Genomic DNA, 15,937 nt, shown 5'->3' on the forward strand with positions numbered 1-15,937 from the left:
AGATCTTATTCTTTGTTGATTGAACGTTCAATCAAAACAAAATAGACTGGCCCTCAATCCGATCGGCGTCATTCGCCCCTCGGAAGGCCTAAGGAGATGTGCAAGATGCCCAAGGTCGGTATGCAACCCATCCGCCGCCAACAATTGATCGAAGCCACTTTGCAAGCGGTCGATCAGGTCGGAATGGGGGACGCCAGCATTGCGCTGATCGCCCGTTTGGCCGGTGTCTCGAATGGCATCATCAGTCATTACTTTCAGGACAAGAACGGCCTGATCGCCGCCACGATGCGGTATCTGATGACAGCCCTCAGCGAGAGCGTCACCGCGCGCCGTCAGGCGCTGGCAGATGACAGCCCACGGGCGCATCTGCAGGTGATCATCGAAGGCAACTTCGACGCCAGCCAGGTCAATGGCCCGGCAATGAAAACCTGGCTGGCCTTCTGGGCCACCAGCATGCACCAGCCGTCTTTGCACAGGTTGCAGCGGATCAACGATCACCGTCTGTATTCCAACCTGTGCTGCCAGTTCCGCCGTGTGCTGCCGCTCGAAGATGCGCGCAGCGCCGCCCGGGGTCTGGCAGCGTTGATTGACGGCTTGTGGTTGCGCGGCGCGCTGTCCGGAGACGCTTTCGACACCGCTCAGGCGCAACAGATCGCTTACGAATACATGGATTTCCAATTGGCCAAGAAGGTGAGCTAGAGCACACAGAAAACGCTCAGCCCCTGAACTCCACCGCAGCGTGATCGCGGTGGGCAACGCCAACCACCAATGCACTTGCGAGGACACTATGGCCCGTTTCGAACTGCAAAAACTCTACATCGATGGCGCGTATACCGACGCCGGCAGCGACGCCACCTTCGAAGCCATCAACCCGGCGAACGGTGAAGTCCTCGCACTGGTGCAACGTGCGACCAAGGAAGATGTCGAGCGCGCCGTGGTCAGCGCCGAAAAAGGCCAGAAAGTCTGGGCCGCGATGACTGCCATGGAGCGTTCGCGCATCCTGCGTCGCGCCGTCGACATCCTGCGCGAGCGCAACGATGAGCTGGCCGCACTGGAAACCCTGGACACCGGCAAATCCTTCTCCGAAACCAAGTACGTCGACATCGTCACCGGCGCTGACGTGCTGGAATACTACGCAGGCCTGGTGCCCGCCATCGAAGGCGAGCAGATCCCGCTGCGTGACACCTCTTTCGTTTACACCCGTCGCGAGCCGCTGGGCGTGGTCGCCGGTATCGGCGCGTGGAACTACCCGATCCAGATCGCGCTGTGGAAATCCGCTCCAGCCCTGGCCGCCGGTAACGCGATGATCTTCAAGCCAAGCGAAGTCACCTCGCTGACCACCCTGAAACTGGCTGAGATCTACACTGAAGCCGGCGTGCCGAACGGCGTGTTCAACGTCCTGACCGGCAGCGGCCGCGAAGTCGGCACCTGGCTGACCGAGCACCCGCGCATCGAAAAAATCTCCTTCACCGGCGGCACCGACACCGGCAAGAAAGTCATGGCCAGCGCTTCGGCTTCGTCGCTCAAAGACGTGACCATGGAACTGGGCGGCAAGTCGCCGCTGATCATCTGCGACGACGCCGACCTCGATCGCGCCGCCGACACTGCGATGATGGCCAACTTCTACAGCTCCGGTCAGGTCTGCACCAACGGCACCCGCGTGTTCGTACCGGCGCATCTGAAAGCCGCTTTTGAAGCCAAGGTCGTTGAGCGTGTTGCCCGCATCCGCGTTGGCAACCCGGAAGACGAGAACACCAACTTCGGCCCGCTGGTCAGCTTCGCCCACATGGAAAGCGTGCTGGCCTATATCGAAAAAGGTAAAGAACAAGGCGCACGCGTGCTGTGCGGCGGCGGTCGTCTGACCGACGGCGAATTCGCCAAAGGCGCGTTCGTTGCGCCAACCGTGTTCACCGACTGCACCGACGACATGACCATCGTCCGCGAAGAAATCTTCGGCCCGGTGATGGCGATCCTCTCCTACGAAACCGAAGAAGAAGTGATCCGCCGCGCCAACGACACCGACTTCGGCCTGGCCGCCGGCATCGTCACCCGCGACCTGAACCGCGCCCACCGCGTGATTCATCAACTGGAAGCCGGTATCTGCTGGATCAACGCCTGGGGCGAGTCCGACGCAAAAATGCCGGTCGGCGGCTACAAGCAGTCGGGCGTGGGCCGTGAGAACGGGATCAGCTCGCTGAACAACTTCACCCGCATCAAATCGGTACAGGTCGAGCTGGGCGACTACGTCTCGGTGTTCTGATCAGCTAGCTGATCAGCTGCAAGCGGCAAGTTTCAAGCTGCAAGTAAAAGCAGTTTGGGGTTGCCGCCCTCCCCGATTTCGAAGCCACAGCTCGCTGCTTTTTCTTGCAGCTTGAAGCTTGTGGCTTGTAGCTCCCGCAGGAGAATTTATGACTCAAGAATACGACTACATCATCATAGGCGCCGGCTCTGCAGGTAACACACTTGCCACCCGTCTGACTGAAGACGAAGGCGTCACCGTTCTGCTGCTCGAAGCCGGGGGTCCGGACTACCGCCTCGACTTCCGTACGCAGATGCCAGCCGCGCTGGCCTTCCCGCTGCAGGGTCGTCGCTACAACTGGGCCTATGAAACCGATCCAGAGCCGCACATGGACGGCCGCCGGATGGAATGCGGTCGCGGCAAGGGCCTCGGCGGCTCTTCGCTGATCAACGGCATGTGCTACATCCGTGGCAATGCGATGGACTACGACGGCTGGGCGAAACTGCCGGGCCTGGAAGACTGGTCGTACCTCGATTGCCTGCCGTACTTCCGCAAAGCCGAAACCCGTGACATCGGCCCGAACGATTACCACGGTGGCGACGGCCCGGTCAGCGTGACCACGCCGAAAGCCGGCAACAACCCGCTGTTCCACGCCATGGTTGAAGCCGGCGTGCAGGCCGGTTACCCGCGCACCGAAGACCTCAACGGTTACCAGCAGGAAGGCTTCGGCCCGATGGACCGCACCGTAACGCCGAACGGCCGCCGTGCTTCCACTGCCCGTGGCTACCTCGACATCGCCAAGAAGCGTTCGACCCTGACCATCGTTACCCACGCCCTGACCGACAAGATCCTGTTCGAGGGCAAGCGCGCGGTCGGCGTGCGTTACCTGATCGGTGACGCTGAAGAACGTGTTGAAGCCAAGGCGCGCAAGGAAGTCCTGCTGTGCTCCGGCGCCATCGCTTCGCCGCAGATTCTGCAGCGCTCCGGTGTCGGCCCGGCGAAACTGCTGGAAAGCCTCGACATCCCGGTGGTCCACGATCTGCCGGGCGTCGGTGAAAACCTGCAGGATCACCTTGAGCTGTACCTGCAATACGCCTGCACCCAACCGGTTTCGCTGTATCCATCGCTGCTCTGGTACAACCAGCCGGCGATCGGTGCCGAGTGGCTGTTCAACGGCACCGGCATCGGCGCCAGCAACCAGTTCGAGGCCGGCGGTTTCATTCGTTCGCGTCCGGAATTCGAATGGCCGAACATCCAATACCACTTCCTGCCGGTGGCGATTAACTACAACGGCAGCAACGGTGTGAAAGAACACGGTTTCCAGGCGCACATGGGCTCCATGCGCTCGCCGAGCCGTGGTCGCATCCAGGTCAAATCCAAGGACCCGCGCCAGCACCCGAGCATCCTCTTCAACTACATGGCCACCGAGCAGGACTGGCAGGAATTCCGCGACGGCATCCGCCTGACCCGCGAAATCATGCAGCAGCCGGCCCTCGACGCGTTCCGTGGTCGCGAAATCAGCCCGGGCATCGACGTGCAAACCGATGAGCAGCTCGACAAGTTCATCCGCGAGCACGCCGAAACCGCGTTCCACCCGTCCTGCTCGTGCAAGATGGGCACCGACGAGATGGCCGTGGTCGATGGCGAAGGTCGTGTGCACGGCATGCAGAGCCTGCGCGTGGTCGATGCCTCGATCATGCCGATCATCACCACCGGCAACCTCAACGCACCGACGATCATGATGGCCGAGAAAATCGCCGACAAGATCCGTGGCCGCAAGCCGCTGCCACGCAGCACCGCTGCGTATTACGTCGCGAACGGCGCACCGGTCAAAGGCAAGCCGATGCGGGATATCACCCCGGTTACCCAGTAAGTCGTAAGACCGAGGCGCGACCTTCGCGAGCAGGCTCGCTCCCACATTGGAATGCATTTCAACTGTGGGAGCGAGCCTGCTCGCGAAGGGGCCCTCAAATTCAGCACAAATTCCCCCGCTGCACAGTAAATCCCCCTACACCCCCTCTTCACTTGATCCTACCCCCACGCAGGCCTACTCTAGACCTCGCACAACCGTTTCACCCCTCCCCGCTGTCGCCATGCCGCTACTCCATTACAAGGAGGTTCTCGAATGTTCGATTTCTACCCCCAGCTCAAGCAGCGCTTTGCTGCCTTGCGCACGGGCGCTGAATTTTTTTCCCTGCGGTATGTGCGCGAGTCCGGGCAGTTTCTGTCGGTGCGCAAGAACGTCGCCGAACCGCCGAGCCTGAGCCGCGATGAAGGGGCGATGCTCACCGTGCGCGTGAATGGCGTCGAAGCCTACGCGGCGACCAACGACTTGTCGCAACAAGGCCTGCAAGCCGCGCTTGAACGCGCCGAACTGCAAGCCCGCCGGCTCAAGCCGCACGCCTTGCTCGATCTGCGCGAGCAGACGCTGTCCAGCGACCGCGCTGATTATTTTTCACCCAACCTCGAACAGCCCTTCCCGTCCCTGAGTGAATGCTTCGATCTGCTCGGTGCGGAGTCCGCTTCGGTGCCCAAGGATGAACGCCTGGTCAATTGGCAGGTGAGCATCGGCATCACCCATGTCGAGCAGATCTACCTGAGCAGCGCCGGCGCCGAATTACGCCAGGCCCAGCGCTTCGTTTATCCGAGCCTCGACGTCACCGCCTACGACGGCAACGACAGCCAGACCCGCAGCCTCGGCCGCGAGAACTTCGGCCAGCAGGGTGGCGCCGACGTCATCAGCCGCTGCGGCCTGGTCGGTGCCGGTCCGCAAGTCGCCGACCAGGCCCTGCAACTGCTGCTCGCGCCGAACACCCCGCAAGGCCCGCGCGACCTGCTGCTGATGCCTGATCAGATGATGCTGCAGATCCATGAATCCATCGGTCACCCGCTGGAGCTCGACCGGATCCTCGGCGATGAGCGCAATTACGCCGGCACCAGTTTCGTCAAGACCAGCGATTTCGGCAGCCTGCAATACGGCTCCAACCTGCTCAACGTAACTTTCGATCCAGGCATTCCCGAAGAGCTGGCGAGCTACGGCCATGACGACGACGGCACTGCGGCGAGCAAACAATTCCTGATCCGCGACGGCCTGTTGCTGCGGCCATTGGGTGGAGCACTGTCGCAATATCGCGCCGGCCTCGATGGCGTTGCCAACAGCCGCGCCTGCGGCTGGAACCGGCCACCGATCGACCGCATGGCCAACCTCAACATCGAGCCGGGCGATCAGACGCTGGAGCAGATGATCGGTGGTATCGAGCACGGCATCCTGATGAGCACCAACCGCTCGTGGTCGATCGACGATGCGCGCAACAAATTCCAGTTCGGCTGCGAATGGGGCCAGTTGATCGAGAACGGTGAACTGAAAGGCGTGGTGAAAAATCCCAACTACCGGGCCATTTCCGCGCACTTCTGGAAGAGCCTGCGCGCCGTCGGCGATGCCAACACCGTCAAGGTGCTGGGCACGCCGAACTGCGGCAAGGGCGAACCGAACCAGGTGATTCGCGTCGGCCACGCTTCGCCGGCCTGCGTATTCAGCAACATTGATGTGTTTGGGGGAGACGCCTGATGAGCATTTCGAAGCGTCAGTCCGACGCCTTCAAGGTCATGGTCAACTGGCTGCGCGACAGCGTGCGCGAGCCGGAACAGTTCACGCTCAGCTACGCCGCCGAAGCTTCGGCGTTCGTGCGCTTCAATCACGCCAAGGTGCGCCAGGCCGGGCAAGTGCAGCAGGCCAACGTCGGCCTGAAACTGATCAACGACGGTCGCCACGCCGACCTGCAGATCACCTTGTCCGGGGATCAGGAAGCCGATCTGCAACGCCTCGCCGAAGGCTTGCAGCAACTGCGCGAAACCCTGCCGCTGCTGCCGCAGGATCCGTACCTGCTGCTCAATCACAACAGCTGGCAGAGCACGCACGTACAAGCGCATCCGCTGCCGGACACCGAAGATGTCGTCGGGCAAATCTGCGCTGCCGCTGAAGGTCTCGATCTGGTCGGTTTCTATGCTGCCGGCCCGATCAGCCGCGGGTTCGCCAGCTCCGCCGGCGCGTTCGGCTGGCATGAAGCCAACAGCTTCAATTTCGACTTCAGCCTGTTCCACGAAAACGGCGAAGCGGTGAAGGCCAGCTACGCCGGGCACGACTGGAGCGACGAAGGGTTTGCCCGGCGTTTCGCCCAGGCCCGCGAACAGCTGGAGTTTCTCGGCCGACCGTTACGCACTTTGGCACCGGGACAGTACCGCGCCTATCTGGCACCAGCGGCGCTGGAAGAAATCATGGGCATGCTCAGTTGGGGCGGGTTCTCGGCGCAATCGATCGCCAGCAAGAGCAGTCCGTTGCAGAAACTCTACGTCGGCGATCAGGCGTTCAGTCCGCTGGTGTCGCTGGATGAGAAAGTCAGCGAATCCCTGAGCCCGGCGTTTTCCGCCGAGGGATATCCGCGCAGCGATCTGCGTCTGATCATCGAAGGCCGGGCCGGCGATCAACTGGTCGGCTCGCGCAGCGCGGCGGAATATGGTCTGGCGGCGAACGGTGCGGGCGGCGGCGAAATGCCCAGTGCATTGAACATGGCCGCCGGTGATCTGTCGCAAGCAGAGATCCTCAAGCAGTTGGGCACCGGGCTGTACATCAGCAACCTGTGGTACCTGAACTACTCGGATCAACCGGCGGCGCGCATGACCGGCATGACCCGCTTCGCGACCTTCTGGGTCGAGAACGGCGAGATCCAGGCGCCGGTCAGCACCATGCGTTTCGACGACAGCGCCTACAACCTGCTCGGCTCGCAGCTGGAAGCGTTGACTACCGAGCGTGAATTGCTGCTGTCGGCGAGTACCTACAGTCAGCGCAATACCTCGTCATCGCTGTTGCCGGGGGCGCTGGTCAGCCGGTTGACCCTAACGCTGTAAAACAAAGATCCCCGGCACACAGGGGATCACCTGTTGGAATAGAAACTGTGGCGAGGGGATTTATCCCCGATGGACTGCGCAGCAGTCCCGCTTTTTTGGGGCCGCTGCGCGACCCAGCGGGGATAAATCCCCTCGCCACAGGGTTTCATGTTTGAACAAAAATCTGGATCAACCACCCACAAGAGGTTCCATGCCCAACCGCCCGCCTCTCGACGCCATCACCGCCCGCTGGTTGCCGTGGGTCGTCGCCATCGCATTCTTCATGCAGTCCCTCGACGGGACCATCCTCAACACCGCGCTGCCGGCCATGGCCAGCGATCTGGCCGAAGACCCGTTGCGCATGCAGGGTGTGATCATCGCCTACATGCTCACCGTGGCCCTGCTGATCCCGGCCTCCGGATGGATCGCCGACCGCTTCGGCACCAAGAAAATCTTCTTCGGCGCGATTCTGCTGTTCAGTTTCGGCTCGCTGCTCTGCGCCTTGTCCAGCAGCCTGAGCATGCTTATCGGTGCGCGGGTGATTCAGGGCCTCGGCGGTGCGCTGATGTTGCCGGTCGGGCGACTGGTGGTGCTGCGTGCCTACCCGCGCTCGGAACTGGTGCGGATCATGGGTTTCATCACCATTCCCGGCCTGCTCGGCCCGCTGATCGGCCCGACCATGGGCGGCTGGATGGTGGAATACGTGACGTGGCACTGGATCTTCCTGATCAATCTGCCGGTCGGGGTGATCGGCTGTTATGCGGTGTGGAAGTTCATTCCCGACCTGCGCGGCACGGAGCGCACGCGCTTCGATAGCCTCGGTTTTCTGCTGTTCGGCGCGGCGATGATCCTCATCACCATCGCCATGGAAGGCCTTGGCGAACTGCACCTGCCGCACCTGCGGGTGATGTTGCTGCTGTTCGCCGGCATGGCCTGCCTGGCGGCGTATTGGCTGCGCGCCGGGCACATCGAAAACCCATTGTTCGCGCCGTCATTGTTCAAGACCCGCACGTTTGCCGTCGGCATTCTCGGCAACCTGTTCGCGCGACTGGGCAGCGGCGCTTTGCCGTTTCTGGTGCCGTTGTTGTTGCAAGTGGCGCTGGGTTATTCGCCGTCGCAAGCCGGGATGAGCATGTTGCCGCTGGCCGCTGCAGCAATGATCGCCAAGTGGGTCGCGCGTCCGCTGATCGAACGCCTCGGCTATCGCATCGTGCTCACCGGAAACACGCTGGCGCTGGGGATCATGCTGGCGAGCATGGGTCTGGTCAGCGAGCAGACGCCATACTGGCTGCTGCTGTGCCTGCTAGCCGTGCTGGGTGCAATCAACTCGCTGCAATTCACCGCGATGAATACGGTGACGCTGATCGACCTCGACGATGCCAGCGCCAGCAGCGGCAACAGTCTGCTTTCGGTGGTCGCGCAGTTGTCGCTGAGCCTCGGCGTGGCCTGCGCCGGTGCGCTGCTTGGTGGCTTCACTGCGAAGGTCGGCAACGATGGCGTGGAAACCGTACTCGGTGCGTTTCAGCTGACCTTCGTCACGGTCGGCATCATGGCCATGCTCGCCGCGACGATTTTCTCGCAGCTGTCCAAGGAAGACGGGCGCCGGGCGAAACGGCCGCAGGAGCACATCGAACACTGATTGTGCTGAAGGACATCTGTGGCTGCTGAAAAACTTCTGTGACTGCTGAAGGACTTCTGTGGCTGCTGAAGAGCTTCTGTGGCTGCTGAAGAGCTTCTGTGGCGAGGGGATTTATCCCCGCTGGGGTGCGCAGCAGCCCAATACCCACCACCTCGATTCATCAGGCTGATCGCATCCAACCGTTTTAGGGCTGCTGCGCACCCCAGCGGGGATAAATCCCCTCGCCACAGGTAATCTTCGGCCAGGACTCGCTCGCGGACATCGATTGAGTCGCTGTTCGTCCAGAACTGTCGAGGAAACTGGCACGGGGCTGCTACACTGCGCGACATTTTGTTTTGCAGGCCAGTCCCGTGACCACCATCGCCACCGCTTTTAATACTCTGCCGCTGTCCGCCGCCATGCTGGCTAACCTCGAATCACTCGGTTATGCCCAGATGACGCCGATCCAGGCGCAGAGCTTGCCGGTGATCCTCAAGGGGATGGACCTGATCGCCCAGGCCAAGACCGGCAGCGGCAAGACCGCCGCATTCGGCATCGGCCTGCTCAACCCGATCAACCCGCGCTACTTCGGTTGCCAGGCGTTGGTGATCTGCCCGACCCGCGAGCTGGCCGACCAGGTGGCCAAGGAAGTCCGCCGTCTGGCCCGCGCCGAAGACAACATCAAGGTCCTGACCCTGTGCGGCGGCGTGTCGTTCGGCCCGCAGATCGCTTCGCTGGAACACGGCGCACACATCATCGTCGGCACCCCAGGGCGCATTCAGCAGCACTTGCGCAAGGGCTCGCTGGTGCTCGATGGCCTGAACACGCTGATCCTCGACGAAGCCGACCGCATGCTCGACATGGGTTTCTACGACGCCATCGAAGACATTATCATCAAGACCCCGGAGCGCCGGCAGACTCTGCTGTTCTCCGCGACCTACCCGGTGGGCATCAAGCAACTGGCTTCGAAATTCATGCGCGATCCGCAGACCGTCAAGGCTGAAGCCTTCCACGACGACACGCAGATCGAGCAGCGCTTCTACGAGATTTCCCCGGAAGAGCGCATGAGCGCGGTGACCAAAGTCCTGCACCACTTCCGTCCGGCGTCCTGCGTGGCGTTCTGCTTCACCAAGCAGCAGGTTCAGGAAACCGTCGATCACCTGACCGCCAAAGGTATTTCCGCCGTTGGACTGCACGGCGATCTGGAACAGCGTGACCGCGATCAGGTCCTGGCGATGTTCGCTAACCGCAGCACCTCGGTGCTGGTCGCCACCGACGTCGCCGCCCGTGGTCTGGACATCGATGCGCTGGACATGGTGATCAATGTCGAGCTGGCGCGCGATTCGGAAATCCACATCCACCGCGTCGGCCGTACCGGTCGCGCGGGCGAGAAAGGCATCGCCATCAGCCTGGTCGCGCCGTCCGAAGCTCATCGTGCGCAAGCCATCGAACAACTGCAGAAAGCGCCGCTGAACTGGGATCAGATCGACAACCTCAAGTCCCAGGGCCTGGCGCCGCTGCAACCGCCGATGACTACCCTGTGCATCGGCGCTGGCCGCAAAGACAAAGTGCGCCCGGGCGACATTCTTGGCGCACTGACCGGCGAAGCGGGCATTCCCGGTGCGCAGGTCGGCAAGATCGCGATCTTCGATTTCCAGGCCTACGTCGCTGTCGAGCGCACCGTGGCCATGCAGGCCTTGCAGCGCCTGAACGACGGCAAGATCAAGGGCCGCTCGTTGCGCGTGCGTATTCTGTAAGCGATCTTCCATCCAGAGGAGATCCCCTGTGGGAGCGAGCCTGCTCGCGAATGCAATCTGTCAGTCGACATCATTGTTGAATGACACAACGCTTTCGCGAGCAGGCTCGCTCCCACAGTTTGTTTTGTAGCGACCCACCAAGAGGACACCGTTTTGCGCTCTACCGAAGTCGTGATCATTGGCGCTGGCGCGGCCGGCTTGATGTGTGCCCTGACCGCCGCCGGGCGCGGGCGTCAGGTGTTGCTGCTCGACCACGCGAACAAGGCCGGCAAGAAAATCCTCATGTCCGGCGGCGGTCGCTGCAATTTCACCAACATGCATACCGAACCGAGCAATTTCCTTTCGCAGAACCCGCATTTCTGCAAATCGGCGCTGGCGCGTTACACCCAGTGGGATTTCATCGGTCTGGTCGGCAAACATGGCGTGCCGTACCACGAGAAGAAACTCGGCCAGCTGTTCTGCGATCACAAATCCAGCGACATCCTCGGCATGCTCCTTGATGAATGCGATCAGGCCGGCGTCGAGCTGCACCTGGACACTTCGATCCAGACCATCGAAAAAACCGACAGCGGTTATCTGCTCGACACCACACTTGGTCAGGTTCAGTGCCAGTCTCTGGTGATCGCCACCGGCGGGCTGTCGATTCCGACCCTGGGCGCTACCGGATTCGGTTATCAAGTCGCCAAACAGTTCGGCCATGAGCTGCTGCCGACCCGCGCCGGGCTGGTGCCGTTCACCATTACCGACCAGCTCAAGGAGTTGTGCACAGAGCTGTCCGGCACCTCGGTGGATTGTCTGGTCAGCTGCAATGACCAGAGCTTTCGCGAGAACATCCTGTTCACTCACCGTGGCCTCAGCGGCCCGGCGATTCTGCAGATTTCTTCGTTCTGGGAGCCCGGCGACACGGTGGAAATCAACCTGCTGCCGGATCACGACGCGGCGAGCTGGCTGCAAGAGCAAGTCGCCGAGCGTCCGAACAGCGAGCTGAAGACTTTGCTTGGCGAGATCTTCACCAAGAAAATGGCCAATCTGCTGGCGGACAACTGGTTCGTTTCCAAACCAATGAAGCAGTACACCCACGCCGAACTGGCGGAGATTGCCGAGAAGCTCGGCAGCTGGAAAGTCGTGCCGGCGGGGACTGAGGGCTATCGCACGGCTGAGGTGACTCTGGGTGGCGTCGATACCCGCGAGGTGTCGTCCAAGACCATGGAATCGCTGAAAAGCCCCGGCCTGTACTTCATTGGTGAAGTGCTCGACGTCACCGGGCACCTGGGCGGCTTCAATTTCCAGTGGGCCTGGGCCTCGGGTTACGCTGCGGCGCAGTACGCTTAACTCAAGGCTAAATACAAAACCCTGTGGGAGCGAGCCTGCTCGCGAATGCGGTGTACCAGTCGACATCAATGTTGAATGACACTCCGCTTTCGCGAGCAGGCTCGCTCCCACAATGGTTTGTGGTGTAAGTAAAAGGAACACTTTTTGCTGTCAGATGTGCTCGGCGCCATTGCGTCGGCGTCATTACTGGCTCAATTTAGCGGCATCGCCTCGGAAGGCCTTCGCACTTCATGTCCTCGACCTCGTTTCGTCAGTCTTTGCGGCGCCTGTGGGCGCTGGATAAATTCAGCTATAGCGTGCGGGTATTCATCGCCCTGACCGGCAGCATGGCGCTGTGCTGGTATCAGGATGAAATGGGCCTGCTGATCCCGTTGTTCCTCGGCATCATCGCCAGCGCCCTGGCCGAAACCGACGACAGTTGGCAGGGTCGTCTCAACGCTCTGGCGGTGACGCTGGTGTGTTTCAGCATCGCCGCGCTGTCGGTGGAATTGCTCTTTCCTTACCCGATCATTTTCGCCGTGGCCTTGGCGCTGGCCAGTTTCGGTCTGACCATGCTCGGCGCGCTGGGCGAGCGTTACGGTGCGATCGCCTCGGCGACGCTGATTCTCTCGGTCTACACGATGATCGGCGTTGATCAGCGCGGCGGCGCGGTTACCGATTTCTGGCACGAACCGATGCTGCTGGTCGCCGGCGCGGCGTGGTACGGCCTGCTCTCGGTCCTATGGCAGGCGCTGTTTTCCAATCAACCGGTGCAGCAAAGTCTGGCGCGGCTGTTCCGTGAACTGGGCCTGTATCTGAAGCTGAAATCCTCGCTGTTCGAGCCGATCCGGCAGATGGACGTCGAAGCCCGCCGCCTCGAACTGGCGCAGCAGAATGGCCGCGTGGTCGCCGCCCTGAACACGGCCAAGGAAATCATCCTGCACCGTGTCGGTAACGGCCGGCCCGGCTCGAAAGTCAGCCGTTATCTGAAGCTGTATTTCCTCGCTCAGGACATTCACGAACGCGCCAGCTCTTCGCACTACCCTTACAACGCGCTGGCCGAGGCGTTCTTCCACAGCGACGTGCTGTTCCGCTGCCAGCGCCTGCTGCGCCAGCAAGGCAAGGCCTGCCGGGCCTTGGCCGAGTCAATCCAGATGCGCCAGCCGTTCATCTACGACGCAAGTTTCGCCGAAGCCCTGAACGACCTCCACGCCTCCCTCGAACACTTGCGCATCCAGAGCAACCCGGCATGGCGCGGTCTGCTGCGCTCGCTACGCGCACTGGCGGCCAACCTCGGCACCCTCGACCGCCTGCTCAGCGATGCCAGCAACCCCGATGCCCTGGCGGACGCCACCGACAGCAGCCTGCTCGACCGCTCACCGCGCAATCTCAAGGACGTGTGGATTCGCCTGCGCACGCAACTGACGCCGACTTCGCTGCTGTTCCGTCATGCCCTGCGCCTGCCGCTGGCACTGAGCATCGGCTACGGCATGGTGCACCTGATCCACCCGTCGCAAGGCTACTGGATCATTCTCACCACGCTGTTCGTCTGCCAGCCGAACTACGGCGCCACCCGACGCAAGCTCGGCCAGCGGATCATCGGCACGGCCATTGGCCTGACGGTGGCCTGGGCGCTGTTCGATCTGTTCCCCAACCCTGTGGTGCAATCGTGCTTCGCCATCGCTGCCGGTGTGGTGTTCTTTACCAATCGCACCACCCGCTACACCCTGGCGACGGCGGCGATCACCATCATGGTGCTGTTCTGCTTCAATCAGGTCGGCGATGGCTACGGGCTGTTTCTGCCACGGCTGTTCGATACGCTGTTGGGCAGCCTGATTGCCGGGCTGGCGGTGTTCCTGTTCCTGCCGGACTGGCAGGGTCGGCGCCTGAACAAAGTGCTGGCCAACACCCTGACCTGCAACAGCATCTACCTGCGCCAGATCATGCAGCAATACGCCGCCGGCAAGAGCGATGACCTGGCCTATCGCCTGGCCCGACGCAACGCCCATAACGCCGATGCCGCACTGTCGACGACACTGGCGAACATGCTTATGGAGCCGGGGCATTTCCGTAAGGAGGCGGATGTCGGCTTCCGCTTCCTGGTGCTGTCGCACACTCTGCTCAGCTACTTGTCCGGCCTCGGCGCGCACCGCGAAACGCAGCTGCCGGCCGAGGTTCGTGAGCATCTGATCGAAGGCGCCGGGGCGAAACTGGCGAGCAGCATCGACGAAATCGCCCAAGGCCTGGCGAGCAAGCAGCCAATCGCGATTCAGAGTGATGAAGAAGAAGCGCTGGCCAATGAGCTGGAACAAATGCCGGATGAAATCGATGAAGGGCAGCGGTTGGTGCAGACGCAGCTGGCGCTGATTTGCCGGCAGTTGGGACCGCTTCGGACATTGGCGGCGCATTTGATCAAAGAAGTCTAGCTGCAAGCTGCAAGCTACAAGCTACAAGCTACAAGCTACAAGCTACAAGCTACAAGCTACAAGCTACAAGCTACAAGCTACAAGCTACAAGCTACAAGCCAAACGCTACCCGGCTTCTAACTTGCAGCTTGCCGCTTGAAGCTTGTAGCTCCCAACTACATTCCATGCCGCCGCAATAACTTCTCATAAGTCCCGTCAGCCTTCATCGCTGCAATCGCCCGGTCAAACCCGGCGACGATCTGCTCATGCTGCGGGTTCTTCAGGCTGACCAGAATATGCAGGCTGTTCTCACTCAACGGCTTGGGTAAAAACTCCACCGAATTGCGTACCTTGGCCGATTCCCGCGCCAGGTAATACTTCGCTACGTACTCATCCTCAAGCGTCAGCTTGACCCGATCCGCCGCGAGCATGCGCACGCCCATGGCGAAGTTGTGCACGGGCACTTTCTGCATCGCCGTGTCGGCATCGAACGGTGCGGAATAGGCATAGCCGCGCACCACCGCAATCGGATAGGTGTGCAGTTGCTCGAGGCTGTTGTATTCAATGGGCGCGTCTTTGCGCTTGAGGAAGCGGATGCGGTTGATCAGGTACTCACCGGAAAACTGGCCGATCTGCGTGCGCTCGTCGTTGTACCAGGCGTTGACCAGAACGTCGTAACGCCCCTCGCCAATCCCCAGCAACGCCCGCGCCCAAGGCACCTGTTCGTAACCGCTGGCATAACCGGCGCGAGCCAGTGCGGTGCTGACAATGTCAGTGGCCAGGCCACCGTTGACCAGTGCATCGTCGGTAAATGGCGGCCAGTTATCGAACGCCAGCCGCAGCTTCTGCGCCGCAGCATCCTGGCCGAGCACCAGCAGTCCGATAAAAGCAACGGCTTGAAGCAATCGCAGCATGCTTGAACATCCTCAGCGGGCAACCGCCCGACGTGGTTTCACGTCAAAACCCAAGGCCCCTTACCGGCAAAACCCAAGCATTGAACATTAGCTCATGGGAGCCAGTGGACAGTGCTCTGGAGCAGATTACACAAAGTCGCAGCCAGCGCGAGAAAGGAATAGTGGCATTTTGACCTTTATCACAGACTGTTGCGCCATACAGACATACGGCGCTGCTGCGCTTAGTATCGGGCGACATCGTCAAGGAATCGCAAAATGACAATCGAGTGGATCTGCAAACATCACAGCGATCTGGGCAAAGAGCAGTTGTACGCATTATTGAAGCTGCGCTCGGATGTGTTCGTGGTCGAACAGAAATGCGCCTATCCGGACCTCGACGGCCAGGATCTGGAGGGCGATACCCATCATCTGATGGGTTGGGAAGACGATCAGTTGATGGCATACCTGCGCCTGCTGGACCCGGAATCCCAAGGCGGCGACGTGGTGATTGGCCGGGTGATCACCGCCCCTGCCGGGCGTGGCAAGGGGCTGGGGCACGAGATGATGGAACAGGCACTGAAACAGGCCGAGAAGCACTGGCCGCAGGTTCCGATCTATCTGTCGGCGCAGGCGCATCTGCAGGGGTATTACGGCAAGTACGGGTTTGTCGCAGTCGGCGAGGAATATCTCGAGGATGACATTCCGCACATCGGGATGCGTCGCGCCTGAACAGCCCCTCACCCTAACCCTCTCCCAGAGGGAGAGGGGACTAACCTTGGTGTCTTGGGCCATGCGGCGACCTGAAAAACAGTGTCGATTATGGATTCAAC

The 15,937-nt window shown here is 61.3% G+C and carries 11 protein-coding genes and 1 pseudogene; 11 read left to right on the plus strand and 1 reads right to left on the minus strand.

From position 1 onward, the window contains the following. The first annotated feature begins 105 nt into the window (after positions 1 to 105). The 10 genes and pseudogenes from betI (at position 106) to yccS (ending at position 14,235) form a co-directional block, all read left to right on the plus strand. Positions 106 to 699 carry a transcriptional regulator BetI gene (gene betI / locus PspCFBP13508_RS09210; protein ID WP_008085771.1) on the plus strand — a complete coding sequence of 198 codons (594 nt, stop codon included), beginning with the start codon at positions 106 to 108 and terminating at the stop codon, positions 697 to 699. A gap of 88 nt (positions 700 to 787) precedes the next feature. Beyond that, positions 788 to 2,260, plus strand: coding sequence for a betaine-aldehyde dehydrogenase (gene betB / locus PspCFBP13508_RS09215; RefSeq protein WP_137214271.1), 1,473 nt, complete (start codon positions 788 to 790; stop codon positions 2,258 to 2,260). A gap of 148 nt (positions 2,261 to 2,408) precedes the next feature. Continuing rightward, positions 2,409 to 4,112 (plus strand): choline dehydrogenase, encoded by a 1,704-nt coding sequence (gene betA, locus PspCFBP13508_RS09220; RefSeq protein ID WP_137214272.1) that lies wholly within the window; start codon positions 2,409 to 2,411, stop codon positions 4,110 to 4,112. Between the two features lie 252 nt (positions 4,113 to 4,364). After that, the gene (locus PspCFBP13508_RS09225; protein WP_137214273.1) at positions 4,365 to 5,807 is read left to right on the plus strand and encodes a TldD/PmbA family protein; all 1,443 of its coding nucleotides are present in this window, start codon (positions 4,365 to 4,367) and stop codon (positions 5,805 to 5,807) included. Beyond that, on the plus strand, positions 5,807 to 7,144 hold the full coding sequence (locus tag PspCFBP13508_RS09230) for a TldD/PmbA family protein (RefSeq protein ID WP_122612389.1): 1,338 nt from the start codon (positions 5,807 to 5,809) through the stop codon (positions 7,142 to 7,144). Before PspCFBP13508_RS09225 ends, PspCFBP13508_RS09230 begins: the two co-directional genes overlap by 1 nt. A 190-nt stretch (positions 7,145 to 7,334) precedes the next feature. After that, positions 7,335 to 8,762, plus strand: coding sequence for a multidrug transporter subunit MdtD (gene mdtD, locus PspCFBP13508_RS09235; RefSeq protein WP_130911669.1), 1,428 nt, complete (start codon positions 7,335 to 7,337; stop codon positions 8,760 to 8,762). 350 nt (positions 8,763 to 9,112) lie between these two features. After that, positions 9,113 to 10,498: an ATP-dependent RNA helicase DbpA gene (dbpA, locus tag PspCFBP13508_RS09240; RefSeq protein WP_024014613.1), complete on the plus strand. Its 1,386-nt coding sequence runs from the start codon at positions 9,113 to 9,115 to the stop codon at positions 10,496 to 10,498. Between the two features lie 153 nt (positions 10,499 to 10,651). After that, positions 10,652 to 11,830, plus strand: a complete 1,179-nt coding sequence (locus tag PspCFBP13508_RS09245; protein WP_137214274.1) for an NAD(P)/FAD-dependent oxidoreductase — start codon at positions 10,652 to 10,654, stop codon at positions 11,828 to 11,830. 11 nt (positions 11,831 to 11,841) lie between these two features. Continuing rightward, a pseudogene (locus tag PspCFBP13508_RS27615) lies at positions 11,842 to 11,943 on the plus strand (metal ABC transporter ATP-binding protein); the annotation flags it as partial. A 117-nt stretch (positions 11,944 to 12,060) separates the two neighbouring features. After that, positions 12,061 to 14,235 (plus strand): YccS family putative transporter, encoded by a 2,175-nt coding sequence (yccS, locus tag PspCFBP13508_RS09250; RefSeq protein WP_130911667.1) that lies wholly within the window; start codon positions 12,061 to 12,063, stop codon positions 14,233 to 14,235. 155 nt (positions 14,236 to 14,390) lie between these two features. Here yccS and PspCFBP13508_RS09255 read toward each other — a convergent pair whose 3' ends face one another. After that, positions 14,391 to 15,128, minus strand: coding sequence for a transporter substrate-binding domain-containing protein (locus PspCFBP13508_RS09255; RefSeq protein ID WP_137214275.1), 738 nt, complete (start codon positions 15,126 to 15,128; stop codon positions 14,391 to 14,393). Between the two features lie 255 nt (positions 15,129 to 15,383). On the opposite strand from PspCFBP13508_RS09255, the gene PspCFBP13508_RS09260 reads away from it, so the two are divergent. Next, positions 15,384 to 15,836, plus strand: coding sequence for a GNAT family N-acetyltransferase (locus PspCFBP13508_RS09260; RefSeq protein ID WP_137214276.1), 453 nt, complete (start codon positions 15,384 to 15,386; stop codon positions 15,834 to 15,836). Positions 15,837 to 15,937 lie beyond the last annotated feature (101 nt).

It is taken from the genome of Pseudomonas sp. CFBP13508 (assembly GCF_005233515.1).
GTDB lineage: Bacteria > Pseudomonadota > Gammaproteobacteria > Pseudomonadales > Pseudomonadaceae > Aquipseudomonas > Aquipseudomonas mercuritolerans.